Source organism: Phycisphaerae bacterium (assembly GCA_024102815.1).
Taxonomy (GTDB): Bacteria; Planctomycetota; Phycisphaerae; order UBA1845; family UBA1845; genus JAGFJJ01.
On record JAGFJJ010000076.1, the window covers coordinates 152,174 to 174,661 of the forward strand.

12 protein-coding genes are annotated in these 22,488 nt (G+C 63.9%); 6 read left to right on the forward strand and 6 right to left on the reverse strand.

Annotated elements, in window-relative coordinates; all coding sequences use genetic code 11:
• From gcvPB to J5J06_19255, 6 genes are all read left to right on the forward strand, one after another.
• Entirely contained in the window at positions 1-1,467 is a 1,467-nt protein-coding gene (gene gcvPB, locus J5J06_19230; GenBank protein ID MCO6439230.1) for an aminomethyl-transferring glycine dehydrogenase subunit GcvPB, read from the forward strand.
• Positions 1,468-1,561: 94 nt separating this feature from the next.
• Positions 1,562-2,254, forward strand: coding sequence for a ribulose-phosphate 3-epimerase (gene rpe / locus J5J06_19235; GenBank protein MCO6439231.1), 693 nt, complete (start codon positions 1,562-1,564; stop codon positions 2,252-2,254).
• Positions 2,255-2,293: 39 nt separating this feature from the next.
• Positions 2,294-3,100 carry an acetyl-CoA carboxylase carboxyltransferase subunit beta gene (locus J5J06_19240; GenBank protein MCO6439232.1) on the forward strand — a complete coding sequence of 269 codons (807 nt, stop codon included), beginning with the start codon at positions 2,294-2,296 and terminating at the stop codon, positions 3,098-3,100.
• A gap of 243 nt (positions 3,101-3,343) precedes the next feature.
• A complete protein-coding gene (locus J5J06_19245) occupies positions 3,344-3,931 on the forward strand; it encodes a hypothetical protein (protein ID MCO6439233.1) in 588 nt (195 codons plus the stop codon).
• A 213-nt stretch (positions 3,932-4,144) separates the two neighbouring features.
• Positions 4,145-6,184, forward strand: a complete 2,040-nt coding sequence (locus J5J06_19250; protein MCO6439234.1) for a S8 family serine peptidase — start codon at positions 4,145-4,147, stop codon at positions 6,182-6,184.
• 140 nt (positions 6,185-6,324) lie between these two features.
• Positions 6,325-7,008 (forward strand): DUF1579 domain-containing protein, encoded by a 684-nt coding sequence (locus J5J06_19255; protein MCO6439235.1) that lies wholly within the window; start codon positions 6,325-6,327, stop codon positions 7,006-7,008.
• A gap of 239 nt (positions 7,009-7,247) precedes the next feature.
• On the opposite strand, the gene J5J06_19260 is transcribed toward J5J06_19255, so the two are convergent.
• From J5J06_19260 to J5J06_19285, 6 genes are all read right to left on the reverse strand, one after another.
• The gene (locus tag J5J06_19260; GenBank protein ID MCO6439236.1) at positions 7,248-13,163 is read right to left on the reverse strand and encodes a hypothetical protein; all 5,916 of its coding nucleotides are present in this window, start codon (positions 13,161-13,163) and stop codon (positions 7,248-7,250) included.
• Positions 13,164-13,445: 282 nt separating this feature from the next.
• Complete coding sequence (locus J5J06_19265) at positions 13,446-16,946, reverse strand: hypothetical protein (protein MCO6439237.1); 3,501 nt, start codon at positions 16,944-16,946, stop codon at positions 13,446-13,448.
• Positions 16,947-17,136: 190 nt separating this feature from the next.
• Positions 17,137-18,699, reverse strand: coding sequence for a prepilin-type N-terminal cleavage/methylation domain-containing protein (locus J5J06_19270; protein ID MCO6439238.1), 1,563 nt, complete (start codon positions 18,697-18,699; stop codon positions 17,137-17,139).
• 195 nt (positions 18,700-18,894) lie between these two features.
• A complete protein-coding gene (locus tag J5J06_19275) occupies positions 18,895-20,232 on the reverse strand; it encodes a hypothetical protein (GenBank protein MCO6439239.1) in 1,338 nt (445 codons plus the stop codon).
• 201 nt (positions 20,233-20,433) lie between these two features.
• On the reverse strand, positions 20,434-21,459 hold the full coding sequence (locus J5J06_19280) for a prepilin-type N-terminal cleavage/methylation domain-containing protein (GenBank protein ID MCO6439240.1): 1,026 nt from the start codon (positions 21,457-21,459) through the stop codon (positions 20,434-20,436).
• Positions 21,460-21,472: 13 nt separating this feature from the next.
• Positions 21,473-22,483 carry a type II secretion system protein gene (locus J5J06_19285; GenBank protein MCO6439241.1) on the reverse strand — a complete coding sequence of 337 codons (1,011 nt, stop codon included), beginning with the start codon at positions 22,481-22,483 and terminating at the stop codon, positions 21,473-21,475.
• Between the last annotated feature and the right edge of the window lie 5 nt (positions 22,484-22,488).

A 22,488-nucleotide genomic window follows, 5' to 3' on the forward strand; every position in this document is an offset into this window, starting at 1 on the left:
ATGTCCAGAGTTCCCGGAACACGTCAGGTGGATCATCCGCTGCTGTTTGAGCTTGGCGGCTCGGGTTTGAATTCCGCGTGGCTGCCTGCTTCCGATGTTCCCGCGGCCAAGCCCTCAGACCTCCCCACGGAGCTTCGCGCCGAGGCCCCCCCGGCCCTGCCCGAAGTCGGCGAGCTGGCCGTCGTCCGCCACTACAAGCGCCTCGCCCACCGCAACTTCAGCGTCGACGCCAACTTCTACCCGTTGGGCAGTTGCACGATGAAGTACAACCCGCGGATCAACGAGCGTGTCGCGGCCATGTCCGGATTCGCCCACTTGCATCCCTGCCAGGAAGACGCCGACGTTCAGGGAACCCTCGAACTGCTCTACCGCCTGCGCTGCGACCTGGCCGAAATCGCCGGTCTGGCCGAGGTTACACTCCAGCCCGCGGCCGGGGCTCACGGCGAAATGACCGGGCTGATGATCATCAACGCCTATCACCGCAGCCGGGGCGAGCATCGCCAGAAGGTTCTCGCCCCCGACACGGCTCATGGCACCAACCCCGCATCGTGCGCCGTTTGCGGACGGGACGCCTGCACGGTTCGCTCCAAGCCCAACGGCCGGGTCGATCTCGACGACCTCCGCGCCCAGGTCGACGAGAACACCGTGGCGATGATGATCACCAACCCCAACACCTGCGGCGTGTTTGACGAGCAGATCGCGGACATCGCCAAGATTCTCCACGCCAAAGGCGCCCAGCTTTACTTCGACGGGGCCAACATGAACGCCGTGCTGGGCATGACCCGCCCCGGCGATTTCGGCGTGGACGTGATGCACTTCAACACGCACAAGACCTTCAGCACGCCGCACGGGGGCGGTGGTCCCGGCGCGGGTCCGGTAGCGGTGGCGGAGCATCTGCGACCGTTCCTGCCCGTTCCGCAAGTGGTCAAGAAGTCCGACGGCACCTTCGGTTGGGATGCCGACCGGCCGGCGTCCATCGGCAAGGTACGCTCGTTCTACGGTCAGATCGGCGTGCTCGTCCGGGCGTATACGTATATCCGCAGTCTCGGTCACGACGGGCTCAAGGACGTGGCCGAACGGGCCGTGCTGGCGGCCAATTACCTCGCCGCCCGGCTGAAGAATCGTTACAAGCTGCCCTTCCCGCCGCCGTACGCCCACGAGTTCATCCTTGTGCCGGAGTTCCCGGGGAGTGATGTTACCGAGCACGACATCGCCAAGCGGCTCATCGACCACGGCATTCACCCGCCGACGATGAGCTGGCCGATCCACCATTGTCTGATGATCGAGCCGACGGAGACGGAATCGTTGTCGACGCTGGATCAGTTCGTCACCGCGATGCTGGACATTGCCGACGAAATCGAGCGCGATTCGGAGACGGTGCGCTCGGCTCCGCACACCATGCCCGTCCGCCGATTGGACGAGGTCACGGCCAGTAGGAAGCCGAACGTGCGGTGGAAGGGGGAGTAGGAGGGATTGGGCCGACGCGTCTCCCTCCCGATTCGATTGCGTGGGAACCCTCAGCATCTTGCGGAATCCGCCCGATTCTGCATGAATACTCTCCGTGAGCCGATTTCCCCTCGCTGATCCGAAGGTCCGCATCGCCCCGTCGCTTCTGGCGGCCGATTTTGCGCGGCTGGAGGAGCAGGTGGCCCTGATCGAGCACGACACGGATGTCCTCCATCTTGACGTGATGGACGGGCATTTCGTGCCCAACATCAGCTTCGGTGTGCCGGTGATCAAGTCCCTGCGGAGCCGGTCGAAGCTGTTCTTCGACGCCCACCTGATGATTACCGAGCCGCAGCGTTACGCCGAGGCCTTCGCCAAGGCCGGGTGCGATCTCATTACGTTCCACATCGAGGTGACCAGCAACCCGGGGGAAGTCGTGGAGCACATCCGCGGGCTGGGTCGATACGTCGGAGTATCGCTCAACCCGACGACGCCGGCCGAGGCCATTGCCGCCATTGTCGAGAAAGTCGATTTGGTCCTGGTGATGAGCGTCTGGCCGGGGTTCGGGGGGCAGTCGTTCATGGCCGAGGTTGTGCCCAAGGTCGAGGCGCTGCGGAAGCGGCTTCGGCCGGACCAGCGGCTGGAAATCGACGGCGGAATTGACGCTCGAACGATCGCACAGGCTTCGGCTGCGGGAGCGGATACGTTCGTTGCCGGTACGGCGGTGTTCGGAAAGCCGGAGCCGCTTGCAGCCATGCTTGAATTGCGACGTCTGGCGGAGGAAGCCCGGACAAAGGAGATCGAATAGAATATGGATCAGGTGCAATTGGCGGGTGGAGATTCTGCGATGAGCGAGGAGCGGGCGGGGGTTCCGGCGGGGCTTTGGGCCCGGTGCGAGTCCTGCGGGCACATGGTCTACGAGAAGGAAGTGGCGGAGGCGCTCTTCGTCTGTCCGGAGTGCGATCACCACCGCCGGATCGACGCCCGCACGCGCATCGAGCAGATCGTCGATCCCGGCTCGTTCGAGGAGTTTGCGGTGGACCTGCGTTCCACCGATCCCCTGGGTTTTCAGGATCGCCTTCCGTACAAGGAGCGCCTGATCCAGGAAGAGGAGAAAACGGGGGAGAAGGAGGCCGTGGTCGTCGGGCGGGCGTTCATCCGCGGCCGTGCAGTCATACTCGCGGTGATGAATCCGAAGTTCATCATGGCTTCGATGGGGGCCGTGGTGGGTGAGAAGATCACACGGGCCATTGAGCAGGCTCGGGACGAGAACGTGCCGGTGGTCATCGTGACGGCGTCCGGCGGCGCGCGAATGCAGGAAGGGATGGTCTCGCTGGTGCAGATGGCCAAGACCTCGGCCGCGCTGGCTCAACTGGATGACGCCAAGGGACTCTCGATCATCGTGGCGACCGATCCCACGACCGCAGGGGTGGCGGCCAGCTTTGCGAGCCTGGGGGACATCATTATCGCCGAACCGAAGTCGATGATCGGCTTTGCCGGTCCGCGGGTCATCGCCAACACCATCAATGCCGAGCTTCCCGAGGGATTTCAGACGGCCGAGTTCATGCGCGAGCATGGCTTCGTCGATCGCATCGTGCATCGCCGCGACTTGCGCCGTGAAATCGCGCGGATTATCGACTACTGCGGGAAGTAGCCGATCCCCGCTGGGAAATCTCGCCTTTTCGTGCTTCTCGCGCGTCGAAGTCGGCAGCGCGCGTGCATATCCCAGCGCGGGCGATTCGACGACTGCTTATCCATTTGGCGTGATTCACTGATCGTGCCGCGTTGACAACAAGAATCGCGAAAGTAATCTAGGTTGCAGAGCCGATGAACTTCCTCGAGAAGATCGCAGGGCTCGCGATCGACGAAGACTCTTGCCCCCCGACGAACCAACGAAGTGAACAATCGAGCAAGGATGCTGATCACGCTTTCCGGTCTGGCGCTGGCCATGACCACCACGACGGTGTTTCTGGCGTGGATCTCCCCGCAGTCGTACACCCCGACCGTCTCGCTCGATCTTCAGGATCTCATGGAGCAGCACGCGTCGCTGACTTCCCCGGCGGAGTCGTCGGCGCGGCAGCATTGGACCGGCGTACAGGTCGTGGTCGAGTCTTCGATCTCGCCCGCGTCCGGGACGTTGCTGATGGCGGAGGCGGCGGGGTCTGACGACTGGCACTTTCGAATTGATCGCGACGGGCGGACGCGAGCCAGCGAGCGCTGGCGCCGCCAGATTCCGACGCTCCATGGCGGGTCGGCGATTCGTGTCACCATGGTTCGCCAGAATGATGTGGAGCCTTTTTCGGCTGCGCAGTGGCTGAGCCTGCGTGCCTTGCTCACGCAACTGGCCAGGCGCTGCCCGGTCGACGAGATGGGTATTCCCGTCCGTCTTCCGGAGGGTCTTTTCCAGGCCTACGGATTGGATGAGTCCGAAGCCGTGTACCTGCCTCCCCTTGCCGTCGCGTCTGTCGGCAGGGATCTGCCATAGTCCGAGCTCGGCGGGCCCCTTCTTCCAACTTCCCCAGGATAAGGAACTTAGCCCCCGACTCCCCATGTCTCCGAGGGTGCAGTCCAATCTCGCGCCGGCGACATCCGGTTGAGCTTCTTAACTTGGCATCTCCCGGCCGGTATATTGGGAACCTGCCTTGTAGCAGCGGAGGCTTGAGATTCGCTCAATGCGCTGTCATTGGGGATGCCGTGTATGTTGCACCACAAAGGCAATCATGCTCTCACATTCTGCGTAGCGACTGTCTCAGTACTGGGAACAAGCGTAGCCGATCTTGAGGCGGGCACGCCTCCGAATGATCCCCTTTTTGAGCAACAATGGGGATTACACAACACCGGACAAGACGTTGCGGGTCACGCCGGTCTGGTCGGCGCGGATATCGACTTGCTCGACGCGTGGGACATTCACCGCGGGACCCGCCCGGTGGTGGTGGCCATTGTCGGCCCCGGCGTCAATCCTCATATGGAGTTCGCCGACCGATTGCTGCCCGGCTTTGCCACCGCAGGTGATCCCCGTGACTGGAGTGATGATTGTACGGACCAGGGAGCTTTTGCCGCGGGAATCATTGCGGCCGAGGTGAACAATGGTGCCGGGATCGCCGGCATTCAGGATCACGTGCGAATACTGCCGGTCCGCATCCAGACTGGCTGCGCGATCGCCAACCAAGACCTCGTTGAAGGTATCGAATGGGCGGTCGGACAGGGCGCAGAGATCATCATCATCCCCGTCGCATCGGGAACGAGCAGCAGCATCGTCGAAGCGGCGGTTGAAGGCGCCGACAACGCGGGCGTCCTGGTTCTCGCCCCTGCCGGAAACGTCGGCGAGCCCTTCGTTCGCTTTCCGGCTGCCTACGCCCATTGCCTGGCGGTGAGCTCGACCGATGCCTCCGATAGCACGTCCGGCAACTACGGACCGGAGATGGATGTGGCCGCACCCGGGGTGAACGTGATTTCCACCGACGGAAGCGGGGGATACCAGTCTTTCGAGTTCTCGACGTCGGCCGCGATCGCCCATGTGGCCGGGGTGGCCGCCCTGCTTCGTTCGTACAACCCTGCGCTGACGAATGCGCAGATTCGGCAGATTCTGCTGGACACCGCCGACGACCTGGGAACGCCCGGCTGGGATCAACATTTCGGCGCGGGCCGGATCAATGCGCGGCGGGCACTCGAGGCTGCCCCGCCTCCGGGTTTGCGCCTTGTGCCGATGGAGCCCGTACCCGACTTCGTGCGCCCGGGACGGGTCACGGCACTGACCATCGGTATCGAGGAAGCTGCGGAGTCGATCGCGCCGGGTTCCGCCCGGCTGTGGTATCGTGCCGACGGGGGGATCTATGTTTCCACGCCGCTGGTTCCGCTGGGCGGCGGGATTTATCAGGCCGACCTGCCGTCCCAATCCTGCGGAGCCGAAGTCGATTACTACGTTCGCGTGGAAGGCGACGGCGGTGCGGTCGCCACGGAGCCAGCAGGCGCACCGGCGAACACATGGCACTCCACGGCGCGATTCGATCGTGTGCTCTTTGCTGACGATTTCGAATCCGACCGCGGATGGGCGGTCATTACGATCAACCCGTCGCAAACGCACGGTGTCTGGGAGCGCGGCGATCCCCGGGGCATGTTCAATCTGACGCCCGCTGATCCGCCCTACGACTACACCGTTCCGCCCGGAACCCATTGCTATTTCACCGAGCGACATTCGGGCGGCTCGATCGGCACGAATGACGTGGACTTCGGCCCGGTGCGGCTGTTGTCGCCAGTTATCGAGCTTCAGGCCCCCGATGCGGAGATCAACTACGCCCGCTACTTCCACAGTACGGGCGGGATTCCGGACCGCCTCACCGTGGAGCTTTCGCGCGACGGCGGGAATACGTGGGTGCTCGTCGAATCCGTGCAGCATGAGCCGGTGTGGGTACCCAGGAGCCTGCGGCTGAGTGACTTCCCGCAGATCAGCGGTCAGCTTCTCCGCATGCGCTTCAGCACGAGTGACGATCCGAGCGATTCGCTGACCGAGGCGGCGATCGACGACTTCTCGGTGCGAGCCCTTTCCTGCACGCCCATCGGCGGGGATTACAACCTCGACGGCTTCGTGAGCCTGACGGACTACCTCGGGCTTTCCGAATGCCTGCTCGGGCCCGTATTTCCTTATGCCAACACGGATTGCCGCCGGGTCGACTTCGACAATGACGATCACGTCAACCTGCGCGACGTGGCGGCTTTCGGCGAGTCCTTCGACCCCTGACCGGAAAAATTGCCCGTTCTTGTGTGACTGAAACCAGGGCATTGTGAGCGGACGCCGTCTGTCCTATGATTGTGCGCCTTCCTTTCGGACGACACGGGCCGGTCCGAGGAAGCCGTTCTTTGTAACCAGGAGAGAAGATCATGCGTACGCGAATGGTGCTTGGGGGATTTCTTTGCGCTGCGGTGGCGGTTTGGCTGAGTGGGTCGGTGCTTGCCCAGTCGAAAGAGAAATCGGGTGGAGCGCACGGGCAGGGTCATGGTGAGCATGCCGGCCACGGGCATGAAGGTCACGACCATGGCGATCCGGGGCAGATGTCTGAGGAGGAGATGATGAAGCAGTGGATGGCGCTCAACGCCCCCGACGAGCATCATCAACACCTCGCGGCCATGGAAGGCGTGTGGAAGACGGAGTCGAAGTGGTGGATGAGCCCGGAGTCCGAGCCGTCGATGAGCACGGGCAAATCGGTGAAGAAGATGGTCCTTGACGGGCGGTATCTGCGCGAGGAATCGGAGGGGGAAGTCGGTCCGGGCATGTCGTTCCAGGGTTTGGGCTTTACCTCATACGACAAGGCGGCCGGTCAGTTCCAGGCGACGTGGATGGACTCGATGTCGACGTCGCTCATCTATGCCACGGGTACCTGCGACGCCTCGGGCAAGAAGTTCGAGTACCACGGCGCGTACATGGACCCGATGATGAAGAAGATGAAGAAGTTTCGCAACGTGCTGAAGGTCATCAACAACGACAAGCACGTTTTCGAGATGTACGAGTCGATGGAAGGCGCGCCGGAATTCAAGACGCTGGAGATCACGTATACGCGCGGGTAATGTGCGTGCGGGACGGCGAATTCGGAATGTGGAATGGAAGAAGAGTGATTCTGGCGCCGGTGCGCCGACGGCGGATCGCGGAATTCAACGTGACCTCGCCCTGACGAGAAGTTGAAGGGCCGCCTGACGATCAAGCCCGCGACGGAGATTGACTCCGCCGCGGGCTTGTTGTTTGCGCCTGGTTCGATTTGTGCAATTCCGGTTCGCCGGGCGTCGGGCGAGCCGGTTCGGCTTAACGCCTACGGACCGCACGGCGACGGGGGCAGGGTCGCGCCCAGCCAGGGATCGTACATCTCGGCTCCGTTGAGCACGTCGATCAACGCCATGAGATCCAGAACGTTCGTCGTTCCGGAGCGGTTGATGTCGGTCGATGGCACACCAAGCGGCGTTGAGCCGTTCAGGTGCGCGATCAGGGCGTCAATGTCGCCCGACTCTGAAGTCCGGTTTCCGTCCACGTCGCCCGGCAGGAAGCCAATGCAGATCTTCTGAGCGCTGCCCAGGTACTCGATCACCGTCCAATTGCCCGGATCGATCGGGTCGACAAGAGTCAGGGTCACCGCGTTGGGATCACCGAGCACACCTTGAACCGCGCCGAGCACGGGCGGCGTTCCATCGGGTGATTCCGTAACCGCGAAATCTCCCATGCCCAATCCGGTCGCGTCGCCGTCGAAACTGATCGTCACGGACGAGTAGCCTTGCTCCGTTGCTGCATCGCCGGCCGGGTGCGGCTCGCGGGCATCTAACGTTCCGGACGCAGGATCGGAGGAAACAATGTTGAGGATGCCCGCGCAGGTGTCGACCGTGCAGGCCACACCTTCACCCTGGAACACGCCCGGTGACGCGATACAGGCAGCCTCGGAGAGCTCGACGCAGTTGCTGCCCACGCAGCAGGCACCCAAGTTGCAGGGGTTCGGCGTGCACGTCGTAGCGTCGCCCTCGTACATCGCCCCGCTGATGCCGAGGCAATCCGCCTCGGACATGACGGAGCACGATCCGGCGTCGCAGCAGGCCCCGACCGTACAGGGATCAGGCGAGCAGGTCGTATTGTCGCCGATATAGTTTCCGCCCGGCATGGCCTGGCACTCGGCTACGGTAAGATCCTCAAGGCAACCTGCTCCGGGTACGCAGCAGGCGCCGGTCGCGCAGGGATCCGGCGAGGTGCAGCTCACTCCATCGCCTTGATACGAGCCGCCGATCTGCGTGCACGTGTCCTCGGTTAGGATTTCGCAGCCGCCCGCGCCGCAGCACGCCCCGCCCGGCGGGCAGGGATTGGACGCGCAATCCGTGCCGGACATGAAGTCACCACCTTGAGCGGTGCACTCCGATGGCAGCAACTCCGTGCAGGAACCGTCGTTCTTGCAGCACGCCCCGGCCGTGCAGGCGTCGACATCGCAAGCGACGTCATCGCCCAGGTACACATTGCCCAGCGTGCCGATGCATGTCGCTTCGAAGAGGACCGCGCAGCTTCCGTCGTCCTTGCAGCAGGCGCCGGTCGCCGGGCAGGTAAACGCCCCGCATGCCTCGCCGGCGTTGAACAGGCCGCCCTGTGCCTGGCAGTCGGCCTCGAGCGTATCTGCGCAGGAGCCATCGTTGAGGCAGCACGCGCCGGTCACGCACGGATTGGGCAAACAGGTCGTCCCGTCGCCTTCGTACGTTCCACCGATGGCCGTGCAGCCGAATTCGGTGATTTCCTGGCATCCGCCTGGAGCGCAGCACGCGCCGATTTGCGGACAGGCGAGGCTGCCGCAGGCCATGCCGTCATTGAACTGGCCGCCGCGATCGGCGCAGTCCGCGCGGTAGGTATCCGCGCAGGTGCCGTCGGTCAGGCAGCAACCGCCTTCGTCACACGGGCCGTCGAAGCAATCCACGCCATTGCCCAGGTAGCTTCCGCCGAGCGTGTCGCATTCCTGTTGGGACCGGTCGGAGCAGAAGCCGGCGTTGCAGCATCCGCCGCGCGGGCACAGGACGCCCGGGCCGTCGAACACGCCGCCGAGCGCGATGCAGTCGCTCTCGTTGACCAGCAGGCAGGTGCCACCCTCGTGGCACGCGCCGGGCTGACAGGAGAGCACCGGGCAGGTCTGTCCGTCACCGGCGTAGACGCCGCCGGCCGAAGTGCATGCGGCGGCGGTGGTCAGTCGGCAATCCTCGCCGAGGATGAAGCACGGACCCACGGGCGGACAGACGCCCGCCGAGCAGCCCACGCCCGTGTGCCACACGCCGGACAGATCGGATTCGCATTCGACCTGGAGTGTGGCGGGTTCGCACGAGCCGTCCGCGAGGCAGCAGGCTCCGAGCGTGCAGACACCCGGCCCGCACGCGACGCCTGCGCCTTCGTAGAGTCCGCCGGCCTGTTCGCATTTGTAGCGCGTGTAATTCTGGTCGTCACACGTGTCGTCGGGCAGACAGCAGGCGCCGGTGAGGCAGAGATCGGCCGGGTCACACGATGTTGCGTCGCCCGTGTACAAACCGTTCCTTGGCGCTGCGGTACAGTCGGCTTGTTCAAGTACCTCGCAGATTTCGCCCATGTCTTCGTAGCAGCACGCACCACGTTTCACGCAGTCACGGGTGTCGCAGGGCACGCCCAGCATGAACGCGTCCTCGAACGGATCGCACTGCTCCTCGACGACACCTTCCGTACACGTGCCGTCAGACGCGCAACAGGAGCCCGTCGCGCAGACGGGGTCGGTGTCGCTCTCGCAGGTGATCCCGGCGCCGCGGAAATAGCCGCTCTGTTCATCGCACACGAGCCGAGCGTAGCTCTGGCAGGAAGCCAGGCCGAGTGTGCCCACCGGAAGGCAGCATGCGCCGACATCGCACGAGTCGGCCGAGCATCGCGAGCCCGCTCCGCCGTAGGCGCCGTTGCACTGGCCGAGCGTGATGCCGTCGGTGCAGACGTCGTTCTCGCAGCAGGCGCCGAGCACCGGACACTGGAATCCTCCGCCCGGTCCGCATGTAAGCCCCGGCGAGAAGATGCCAGCGATCTCGTCGCACTCAGATCGAACGAGGCCGTTCGAGCACGTGCCATCGTACGCGCAGCATCCGCCGGTCCGGCAGATGGCCATATTGCAGGCGGAGTCATCGCCCTGGTAGACACCGCCCGCAGTGTTGCAGTCGGCTTCGGTCTGGAGCGTACAGCTGCCGCCATCGCAGCAGGCGCCGGTGGGCGGGACCGGCTGGCAGTCGGCGGCCATGCAGGCCGTGCCCGGCGCATACGAGGCGCCGTCGAGGCCGACAAGACACTCGTATTGAATGACGCTGGGCACGCAGCAGCCGTCGGACAGGCAGCACGCGCCGACGTCGCAGACGGTCGAGTTGCAGGTGAGCTGAACGGGCAGGAAGACGTTGCCGAGTGTCGCCTCGCATGCGGCGCGGGTCAGGAGCGTGCAGCTTTCGTTGGCGCCGCAGCAGGCCCGGGCCGGCGGGCAGGGACTCGTCGCACAGGTCTCACCGGGCTGGAGATCGCCGCCGGCCTGATCGCACTGGTAGCGGCGGTTGGTGACGCACTGCCCGTTGTCAAAGCAACAGGCGCCGGATTCGCAGGGATCGATCGGTGAACACGTCGAACCGAGGCCGTTGAACACGCCGCCGAGCTGCTGGCAGCCCAACTGTGTTCGCACCTGGCAGCCGTCGCCCGGCACGCAGCAGGCGCCGGTTCCCGGACATACGCCGGGGCTGTTGCAGGAGAATCCCGCGCGGTAGGTCTGATCGGTGTCGTTGCAGGCGAAGGCGGGAGTGTCCACGCAATCGCCGTTGGGCTCGCAGCAGGCACCGAACGGACACAGTCCGGTCGTACATGCCTGGCCGATGCCAAAGAGGAACCCGCCGCGGTTGGCACAGGCTTCCTCGGTAAGCTGGCGACACTTGCCCTGCACGCAGCAGGCTCCGCCCTGGGGGCACATGGCCGCTTGGCATGTGGCGCCGAGGTTGAACGTTCCTCCCACGTTGTTGCACGCGGCCGCGATGCTGCCGTTGAGGCAACTGCCGTCCTCGATGCAGCAGGCGCCGGTATCGCAGATGCCGACGTCGCAGGTCGTGTTGTTGCCGGCGTATTGTCCACCCTGGGCGGCACAGCCGCGTTCGGTGAACAGTCCGCACGCACCGGTCGGCAGGCAGCATGCGCCGGTCGTGCAAGAGACTTCGCTGCACGCGGCGCCATCGAAGAAGCTGGTGTCGTTGGTGGAACATGCGGAGATCGACACGTCATCGTCGCAAGTGCCGTCCGGGTTGCAGCATGCGCCGCGGGCGCAGAGCTGGAGCGAACAGGTCATGCCGACCTGGAACGTTCCGCCTGCACCCGTACAAGCCGATTCCGTGACTTCGTAGCATTCGCCATTCGGCAAACAGCAGGCACCTTCGAGCGGCGGAGCAGGGCAGGTGACGCCATCGCAGTCCATGGCATCGGGAGTGAAGGCCTTCCCCGACAGTTTGGTGAGACACAAGTATTCGGCCGATCCCGCAACGCTACCCGCGGCGGTTCCTGCAACGTGGACACAAGTTTCGTCGTTCAGGCAGCACGCGCCCTCTGACGCGAAGCCGCCGGCAGGCGCGCAGGGACTGGGATTAGTCCGACACGACTGGCCGTAGTTCACGAATGTGCCGCCGACTTCTCCGCAGGCGTCGGGCACGGCGAAGTCGATGCACTCGCCCTCAAAACAGCAGATGCCCTCGCAAGGCGGGTCGAGCGTCGCGCAGCTCGTGTTCTCGCCCTGGAACTCGCCGTTGAGAAGTCCTTCGCAAGCAGACTGCGTCGTCTCGGTGCAACCGGAGGCGCGGCAGCAGGCGCCCTTGCCGCAAGGCGAAGGCAGGGCGTTGCAGAGGGACCAGTCGCCCTGGTAGATGCCGCCCAGGTCCACGCAGTCGGCTAGGCTGAGGTCGTCTTGGCAGGTCGTGCCCAGACAGCAGGCGCCGACCGGGTCGCACACGCCGGCGTCGCAGTTGGAGCCGTTGCCGCCCCACACGCCGGGAACGCTGGCGCACGCGGCGCGGGAGACATCGAGGCAGATCGAGTCGGTGCAGCACGCGCCGAGACCACAGGCCGGGTCGACCTCGGCACAGTTCGTATCATCGCCCTGGAAAATACCTGCCAGTACGCCCGACGGCGGCGTTTCGCAGTCAATCCGCGAGCGTTCCGCGCAGGTTCCATCGGGAAGGCAGCACGCACCCGTGGGCAGGCAGGTATCGATGGTACACGTCAGGCCGCGCTTCCAGAGTCCGCCCTGATCCTCGCAGGAGAACTTGTCGACGTTGTTGGCGCAGTTCGTATCGAGACAGCAGGCGCCCAGAGCCAGCGGGCAACCCAGGGGAAGTCCGCCGTCCGGCGGGTTGGCCAAGTCGGCGCAGGTCAGGGTCTCTTCCGTGAACTTGCCACCCGCCTGGAGGCAGGCGCTTTCGGTCATGTCGTCCTGACAAGCTCCGCCCGGGAGGCAGCAGGCACCCGGCTTCGGCTTGATGCACACCTGCATCTGCCAGGCGCCACCGGTGAACGGCGCCACGCGGATGGTAATGTCCTCACCGAGGGGCGGGCCGGGGTTGAATCCGAAGCCGATCGAACCGCGCACGCTGCCGTCGGGAAAATCCATCGGATAGGTTTCGACATCGCGGAAGACGCGGATGGGCGTCGTGCTCCACGTTACGCCGATAGCGTAGTCGAAGCCCTCTTGAAGAATCACGGGAGGCGTCAGCAGACCGGACGTAAACGTACCGGTGCAGGGGCATGATCCGCAGTTCGGAGCGGCCACGGTCGTGAGCGGTCCGGTGTACACATGAACGTACTGATTGGCGCCGAGATCCGAGCGGTGGACGGAGAAGGACAGATCGGCCAGTCCGCAGAAGGCCAACTGGAAGCGAATCTCCTGGAGCTCGGAGGTGCGTTCGATGCGAAAGACGTTGCCGCGATATTGAAGCTGGAGCAGCGGCAGGTTCTGATCGGCGCCGCCGATGAGCTGGCACGATCCGGCCGCCAGCGGCGAAAGCCCCGCATCCGCCAGGGGCGAGAATTCTTCCGCGGTGTAGTCCCACTCGCGGACGATGTCCCCGGTCTTGACCGATCGAGGGGCGTCGGTTCGATCGTCGATGGATTGGGCGGTGGCCGCGGCCCCGGCGATCGCACTGAACAGCAGCGCGACGCTCGCAGTGTTCCACTTGCGCAGTTGCATTCCCTTTGCTCCGTATTGTCGCGATGTTGAGGGAGGTGGGAGCCGACCCGCAGGGCGAGCAGGTTCAGGATGCGTCCACTTCGACCGCAACGGACGCGGCCGTCACGGACTTCCCCCCCAAGGTTTCCCCCGCATTATAGCCGCACAAAAACCTCGATACCAACCGGAATGCGGCGATATCCGGGCCGAAACGCACGGCCCATAACTTGCGTTCAACGGGCGATTTGGCCGCGCGAGTCCGATCGGCGTGCCTGTGGGAAGGCATGGGATCCGAGACCGCGGTCAGTTCCCGCGGACATCGACATATCGGCCGATCGTGCGGTCGCCGATGCGATCCGTCTGCTCCTTGCCCAACAGAAGGGGGAGCCGGTCGACCGTTTCCTGAAAACGCAATGCGCGGCTGTCGGCGTCGCGCATCGCCGCACGAAGTTCATCCGGCGTCATGTTGTCCTTGACGAGCGTCGGATCGAGCTCGCCGCGGAGCACGCCGTAGACCGTAAATACGTGGGAACGCAGCGTGGCCCATTCGGAAAGGGCCATCAGCGGAGCGGTCGATTCGAGGAAGCTCTGGCCGTATTGGCCCTGCTTCACGGCGCCGCCGTCAAAGCGGAATTCCTGGTCCTGCGGCAGGCCTGTATTGGTATAGCGGACGTTGGCCAGCTCGCCGATGCTCATGAACCCTGTGCCGCGGCGCATGGTGGGCGACAGCGTCTGCCATCCCCGCAGCGACGTCGGGTCGCCCGTGTAGGCCAACGACTGGCCGGCTGCCACCGACAACTCGCGCAGCTCGCGGTAGGAGACGATGGCCTTGGCCAGCTTCTCGCCGATCGGGACTGTCTGCCCCGGCAGCAAGTTCGACGTAGGGCCGAAGACGGTTTCGAGCCCCGTCTTGACGGCGCCGGAGACGGCCGTGGGGAACTTGTCGTAGGGCTGGAACGTCAGGCCCTCCATCACCTTCCACGGGGCGATGTTGAGGTTGATCCGCCCGTTGACGCGCATGCCCATGTCTTGCACCTGCGGCTTGGCCGCTTCGAGCTGGGCGACGTCCAGGTTCACGGCGAAATCCGCATAAGGGTTGGAACTCGAAAGCGGCAAGGCCGTGAAGTAGTCGAAGATCAACTGCCCCCAGGGCAGGTAGTCCAGCCCGCCGGGCGTACCGGGCTCGCCCGGTTGTCCGTTCGTCCAATTGGCCGGGTCGAGATGGTGCTGCGCGGCCACGTCGTAAATGGGCAGGCGCCCGTTGTCGATGGAGTAGCCCCCGGTGCCGACCGACGAATCGAGCAGGGCGTTGAACGGCTCGCTGGTCGAATTGGCCACGCGCATCAGGGCCAGCAGGGAGCCGGTGGTGGGGAAGGCCTTGGTGATGTCGTCCTCGGCAATGTTGGCCTGGATGGCTTCGACGGGGTTGACGCCGCCGTACTGGCCCACGCTAAAGGGCGCGCCATAGCCGAGTGTCCTCTTGAGTTCGTTGCCATCTGTCTGCAATACGGTGGTCGGAACCGGAAGCGAAGCATACCAGCGGTTGAGGTCCCCGGTGTTCGTAAGCCGCTCGGCACGGTAGACCACTTGGGTCTGTGGGACGACGATATTGAACTTGTCCACGACGGCACCACTCAAACGATGGATCAGCTCAACATCGATCGAATATCCGCCGCCCTGTAGTCCGCCAAAAACGGATTGGGTGAGGGACAGTTCACCGCTCTCAAGGCCAGTTTCAAAACTGCTTGGGAGCGGGCTCCATGTGAATGCGTCCGCCGTCGAGTCTTTCTTGATCTCCACGACGCGAAACGCATCAACAGCAAATTGGCTGGTGGGCAGGTCGACGCTGAAATCCCCAATCTTCAGTCTATAGCCCTCAAGAATGCTAAGGCCCTGTGGATGAAATAACTCCACAGTAATGAGATAGCCGTCTTCGTCAGTACCGCCATCAATATTATAATTGTCATCCCCGTCCACCAGTTCCGCCGCCACTTCGGTGATGTACGGCTGACGTTCGAGGCCGAAGAATGAGTCGCTCTCGACGCGGCCGATTTCCGACCGCGGTTGCAGCGCCCCGCGCGTTCGATAGTCCGCACGGCGCGTGGAAATCTCCGTCGGCTCGTCGTTGCCGTCGAAGTAGTCGATGAAGTTGGCCGTCAGCGCTGCGGCCGTGTCGCTGATGTCCGCGAAGCTGTATTCGTTTTCCGGCGTGCTCGGATCGAAGTCCCACGCGCCGCCACGAGCGTTGTAGAGCAACATGGTGAAGTTGCTTTGCAGCAATCCGGCGACCGAGACGCGGCTGCCGTTTTGCGGCGGAAGCAGGTCGATGACGCCGCTCGACCAGTACTGCTGGAGCCACGGCAGGCTGAGCTTGAGGCGGCCGTTACGCGGGTTGATTCTGCACTCGTCCTGGCCGCGCAGTTGGGCGATGAGGCATTCGCACAGTTCGTCCTGCGGTGCCGGCGTCGAAGGCGGTGGCGTCTTGAATGCGTTCGGCGCGAACGGATACTTGAGGATCGGGAAACGATCGAGGATGTCGCAGGTCAGCGGTTGACCGAAAGATTGCTTCGTCTGAAGGTCCTTGCGCTGTTCTTCGAGCAGGTAGTCCACCAGATTGATCTGCTTGTCGGTATAGGCGTTGTTGACGTTGTCCCTCACGAAGTCGCGCACGATCGTCGGCCGGGCGAGCAGGTCGTCGTGGCTGACGGTCGTGATGAGATGGCGGCGGTCATACTGGTCGGCCGAGGGATCGCTCGGATTGGCGCCGTCGGCGTACATGAGGTACTGCCACATCGGCGTGCTGCCATCTGCACCGTACTCGTTGGGGCCGTACGTCCAGTAGCGCGGGTTGCGCAGGGTTTCCAACTTGTCCGGGCCGATCGGATTCTTCACCAGCACGGCGTTGAAGTCGCCCTGCCCAAGCTGCGCGTCCTTGCTGAAGGGGTTGCCGATCAGCCGCGTGGGGGGCACCTCGGCCGGCAGGAGCATGAAGCGGCGGCGCAGCGGCGGCTCCTCGATGAGCGTCGAGTAGTTGCCGAGCTTCAAGTACTGCTTGGTGAGTTCGTTTCCGCCCCCCACCTGCGGGAAGAGGATGTTTCTGACCGTCAGCGGTGACGAGGCGTTGACATTGACCATGCCGCCGTGGGAGAGCACGCGCAGGCCGAGGAACACCTTGCCTTCCGGATTCGTCGGGGCGTTGACCAGGCGGGCGATCTCCCGCAACTGGCGGCGGCTCAGATCGGGCAGCGAGCCGGGGGTGATCTCGAAGCCGAGACTGTCGGAGATGCCGTCTCCGTCGGCGTCGAGGTACATCAGGTTCTGCTTGTTTGGAAAGCCGTTGGGATCGGGCTGGCTGCCCGGGGGAACCAGCGTGTTGATCGGGTCCGTGTCGGGGTCGTTGTTCGTCACGCCCTGCATGAGTGATCCGGTGAACCCGCTTTGACCCGCGCGATTGGTTTCGAGCAGTGCCCGCGGGTCCGTGGACCAGGGAAAAATCATCAGACCGGTGTTGGGGTCAGGATACGGCTCGATGGGCGCAGAGAGATTGTGCACGCCGGGCAGCTCGACATACGCGGCAGGCGATGCACCCTGTCCCGTCAGGCTTGCCGTCAGCGCACCGGCCGAGGGAGACGCCAGCGTGTCGCCCACCAGATCCTGCGCCTCGTCCACGACGCGGGCGACATCGTTCCTGGCCTTCTTGTCTTCCCTGTTCGCACCGATGATCGATGCTTCGAAGTTCATGGTGGCCATGAAGGCCACACCGGTCACGAAGAGCAGGCCGAGGACGGTCAGAACGAGGATCATGACCGTTGCCGGTCGGCGCCTGCCGTTACCGGACTGACTTGAAGCGAGATTGAAGGCGTTCTTCCGCATTTTCAGGCGACAATCATCGATTTCTCGGACCCATGTCCGGCACCATGTCAGTATTCGTAAACTGGCAATGTCCGTTCAAGGGCCCCGTGCTTTGCCCACGTGACCCATCATCGCACGGCGCCTAATCCTCGCCCCCGACGGGAATAACCATGACGTGCCGCACGGGTCGATCGAGCCGGCCGTTTGCGTCCCATAAATCGACGGTGATCCGCAGAGCCTTGGGGAAGATACCTTCGGGCAACAGGCCGTCTTGTCCCCGCGACGCGGTGAAGACGTGGACGTTGGTACGCGGGCCGGTGTTCAAGGAATTGGGCCAAGCCGGGTCGTATTGGAACCGTTGCTTGGTCGTGTACCCCGAGGCTCCGCCGGGACAGCCGTTCCAGTCCGGGTCGCTCGTACCCCAGACACAACCCTCGAGTAGGTCCTTCAATCTGATTGCCCGGTCCGCTTGGAAATTGGAGGTCAGGCTGGCATCCTCAGCTTCCCCTAGCGAGGCTTCCAGTGCGGCCAGGGGGTCGTCGTCGTTGTCGTCCAGCAGTTTCTCGCCCGTGTTACCGGGATCGATCCATTGAACTTCAGACTCCAGGTCGAGGCGTCCGCCGACGGCCTCGCTGCCGGGATCGAACGCCCATTCGACCTTGAACGAAGCGCAGTTGGGAAGGAAGAACGCGCTGAGGCGATCCGCGACGAGCGGCGGCGGGTCGAGATCGAGCTGGCTCCGGGCCGCGGGATTGAGGCCGTTATCGAAGATCGCGGGCCAATAGAGCGGAGGCTGTCCGACACCGATCAGCGTCCCGGAGGGATTGGCGTTCGGCTTGAGAGCGACATCCTCGAACGTCAGCGTCCCCACAGGGGGAGGCGGGAAAGCCATCACATCGCTGATGCCCCTGAGAATATCGTCGGCGCCGAAGGTGCCGACGGACCCGTCGTACGTCGTCCACTTTCGCGGATCATTCTGGACCGGCGCCGGGGCTTCCGTGGGAACGACCAGCACACTGCGCCGGGCCAGGTGCCATTCCTGTGCGGGAGGCATCGCGGCGTTGTATTCGGGCAGATGCGGAAAGGCATCCTGGGGGTCGACCCGCGGGTCGAACTCCCACGTGGTTCCGGCGGTATCGGGAACCCAATCGCCGGGGACCGCGTGTCCGTAAACGACCTGCTGGATGTTGGAGGTGACCGGCTTGCCGACAAGCTCCGGGTCCTGATACTGATATTGAACGAAGTTCCGCGCCTTGCGCGACGTGAAGAACATGAGCACGTCGGCGCGCGGCGGCGTGGGGACATACATCGGATCGGGCACGGTGGCGTCCACCGGCGTCTGGTAGATGGCTCCGAAGTTGTTGGGATAGCCCGTCAGCGGGTCGCCGTCGTCGTCGGCCTCCTTGCCGTTGCGGGTCCAGTAGGCGTTGACGGGGTTGCCCACGATGACCATCACCGAGCGCTTGGGATCCACCTGGCGAAGATCCTCGCGGAGGGATTCCTCCAGCGTGCGGAGGCGCTGGTTGATTTCGGTCAGGGCGGTCGCCTGACCGGTGGATTTCACGGTCAGATTCATGACCTGCCCGGCCAGGCTGAGCATGAGCAGCAGGATGCCCAGGGCGACGACGAGCTCGACGAGAGAAAACGCTCTGCGCCGCGTTCGTGCCCGAGGCCGGTACGCTGTACGTAAGATCTTGCTATTCATGAAGTTCGGAGCGCCTTGGGACGACCGAGAATGTTGGCCGGACGGGCGGAAGCAACAGCCCCCGGCAGCACCCCCGTATTATCGCCGCAACCACGTGTCGGTCCAGTGGGGAGCAGGCACAAAGGCACTGAGGCACGAAGGGAGGAGAGGAAATAGGCAATAGGAAGGTGGCCCCGCGCGCAGGAACGGAGCGGATCAGTCCCCCGGTGCGACAAAGAGCGAGCCGATGTCGATGCCCACGACGGGCGACCCACCGGTGAACGCGTAGGACTGGCCGTCACGCTCGATTGGGGGAGGAAAGACCCAGACGGTGCGAAGGGCTTCGTCCTGGTCGAGAAAACCGTTGGAGCCGTTGAACGGGCTGTCATCAAGGTCCTTGACGACGATCTCACGGTCGAGCGTGAGCAGCCCCAGTTCCTGCTGGCCGGATCCCACGCGACGAACTTCGGTCACTTCATAAAGCTGCCCGTTGCGTTCGTCGATCATCACCGTCCCGCGCTCGAAGAAGTCGATGGTCAACGGGCCTGTCGGGTAGTCCGGGTGGTTGATCTGCGCCACGGTGGGCAAGCCCGAGCCTTCTTCGTACTTCAGTCCGAGAATTGCGGGATCGTCGCTTCCCCAGATCTCGAAGCCGACCGGTTTGGTCTCATCCTCGGCCGGTTGGAAGTACACCTGCACGCGCCAGGGCTCAGGGAAGAGCACGTCATCGTCGGAAGGCAGCGGTTCGACCTCCACGGGCCTTGCGGGATCCTGCGGATCGGGCACCTTGGACGGATCCTGCACAGCAAAGCGCAGCGTCGGTCTCGTGCGACGCAAGGTCGCGTAGTACATGGTAAACTCGCGCTCTTCTTCCAACCCTTCCTCAATTTCGTCGGCCGGCGGTGCGGGATTGCAAATCGCCGGATCCAAAGGGGTATTCAGTTTGTGAAAGACGGCGAACGCATAGCGCCGGGCGTCCAGATTATTTTCCCAATTGATGTCGGGCGCGTTGGGATCGGGCTGGCCGGTGTTGTCTTCGAGTTTCTTCGAATCGTACGGCTGCATCGGCGGATAAACACGCTGCTCGAAGCGGATCTGCGGCGCCCCGAACCCGTGAGTGAAAAAGGCGTCGTTGGGCCAGTTCAAATCCAATTGCGGGTTCAGGTTGAAGCTACCCGTGTTTTGCGACATGCCCTCGATGCGCCAAGGAGGAGCCACCGGCTTGTCACGATTTCCGCTGCGAGCCGGCGCAGGGACGTATTCGTAGGTCGACGCGGAGACGTTCTGCATGTGCAGCAGATGCACACGGGTATCCCGGCAGGCGACAAAGTCGCCGCCGCCGAAAGTCGTGTGTTCGCTCAAGTCCCCTGCAAAACCCCCGACGTCCCTCTGCTCACCATCCACACGGAGCAGCAGCTTGCACAATTCCTCGGCCGTCGCCGTCAACGTCTGCTGCGTGGTGAATTCCGCCAGGTTCCGCGCCCGATTCCAGGCGATGGGGAACATGGCCGCGACCATGATCAGACCGATGCCCAGGATGACGATCGCGATCATGAGCTCGAGGAGGGAAAAGGCACGGGAGGAAGGCACGGAGGCACGAAGGCACGAAGGCACGAAGTGAGAGCGCCGAATGCGGAAAGAGGGAAGCCGAATGGGTGAGTCGTTTTTCATTTGTTCGTGCAGGCTCTAACCTGCGGCTCAGAAGCAAATCGGTGCGTCGGGGACGCCCTCTGCGACCGGTCCGCACAACGGTCCCTACGGGCTCAACGTGCCCTCGCCCCGCGGGCCGGGGATGACTTCTCCCGAGTAGCGGTTGACGTAGTACGGCCGGGCCGTTTCCAGCAGATACGCCCGCTTCGCGGCGGCATCCGTTTGCTCCCTGAACGTATCGTCGTCGTACACCAAGAGTCCGTCCACCGAGGGGAAGTTCAATGCCGTCTTGGGTTCGGCCGGGTCGACGATCACGAGCGGGAATTCGTCTTCCTGCACGCCGGGCTTTTTCTTGTCAGGGACGGTGCTCGGCAGGCCGTTCAACGGTGGGAATTCCTGTCGCTCGCCCTCGCGGTCGAAGTAATGGTCCGCCGGGTCATCTTTCCCCGCGCCAAACATGTCGGTCACGTCGCCATAACCGTCGCCATCGGCGTCCTGGTCCATTACCAGCACGCTTCGGTCTACGAAGAGTTGTCCGTCGCCGGCGTAGGTCATGGAGAATACGTTGCGATGCCGCTGATTGGCGTTGTAGGGCGGCGTCGGGTCGAGAAAGCTGTTGTTGGCCAGTTCGACATCGCTGAATGTATGGGCGTCATCATCAGGGTCAGGGGGCTCCACGGCGTAACGGGGAACGACGCGGATGGGTGCGGGCAGGGCGAAGGTCCGCTCGGGCGTGATGACGAATACGTTCTCCCAGGCGGGCTCGCCGATATGCCTGGTTTCCTTGCGCAGGCCGACGACACGCTGCCGGCCGCCCGCATCCAGGTAGAAGAGAAGCCCCGTCTCCACGCCTTCGGCACGGAGCGCGTCGGCCCGGGCGGTCTTGAGCATACCCTGGAGCAGTGTCTCCGCGTCGGCGAACTTGCGATCGCGGAACATGGCGTTGGTCGCGGGAACGATCAGGGCGAGCAGCAGCGAGACAATGGCCAGGACGATGACCAGCTCGACCAGCGTGAAGGCCCGACGCTGTTCCTGCGAGCCGCGGGCCCCTCCCCGCGCGGACGAACGCGCGCGGAGGGGCGATGCCACACCGTGTCCCGCGCCTTGCGTTGTCCGTACCGCATTCTGCATTCCGCGCTTGCTCCTATCGCGACGTGGTTCCGGCCAGTCGGTCGCGCAGCCGCGGGTCGGGATAGATGTTGTCGGCGTTCAGGGCGTCATCGATGCGCCCCTTCCTGGAGTCCAGGCCGTCGTTCATCCAGTCGCCGACCATGGAGGTCGTTTCCGTGGCGCTGCTGAGCAGGTCCTCCGTCAACTGGTCTTTTCCGTTGGGGCCGTACGAGACGATGAGCGGCTTGTTGCCATTGCGGCGGACCATCTGCGTCGAGGCCTCGTTCCAGCCGGGGTAGTTTGGCGAAACGTTCCTCGCATCGGAGCTCGTCGAAAAGTTGCGTTCGGAAAAGTACTGAATAGGAACACCCCAGGCGTCGACGATGATGCGGAGGGGCTGGTCGATCTCCGGGTCCCACTTGTCGTTCAGCTTTCCTTGTTCGTCCGGGCGATCGAGGAAAATCAGCGGCGGACCGGTCTGGTCCGAGCCTAGGGTGCGAAGGTTCGCGTCGCTCATCGACTCGAGCATATCCTTCGATTCGCGCCCGAACATCTGGATGGCCAGGACGAGGGCGGCGTTGTCGCGATGCTCCAGCGCCCGCTGCTGCGGATCCTTGAGGTCGAGGCGGAATGTCATGGGGGTGTAGCCGCCGGATGTCGCTCCCGGAATTACTTTGGCGCCGCCGACTGTCAGCGGACCGCGATTGGCCGGCGGTTTCTGCGGAACGCCGACTTCCGTGAAGACCTCGAGTTCATCCGGCGGGTAGAAGCCGTAACGCTTCTGGTACTCCGTCTTACGTGTGAGTGTCGGATTGCTCTGTTGCTCGCGGGCGAACTGGTCGACCATGTCGCGCACGGCCGTGAGCATGAGTTCCGTACTGTTCCCGCGGTGGCGGTCGATGAGGGCGGGCGCGGCCACGAGTATCGCGGAAACCAGCACGCCGATGAGCCCGATGACCACGAGGAGCTCGAGGAGAGTGAAAGCCGAGCGAGCCGCAGGCTTCAGCCTGCGCGGACTCCATTGAGGACAACGGGCATCAGGCAATCGGC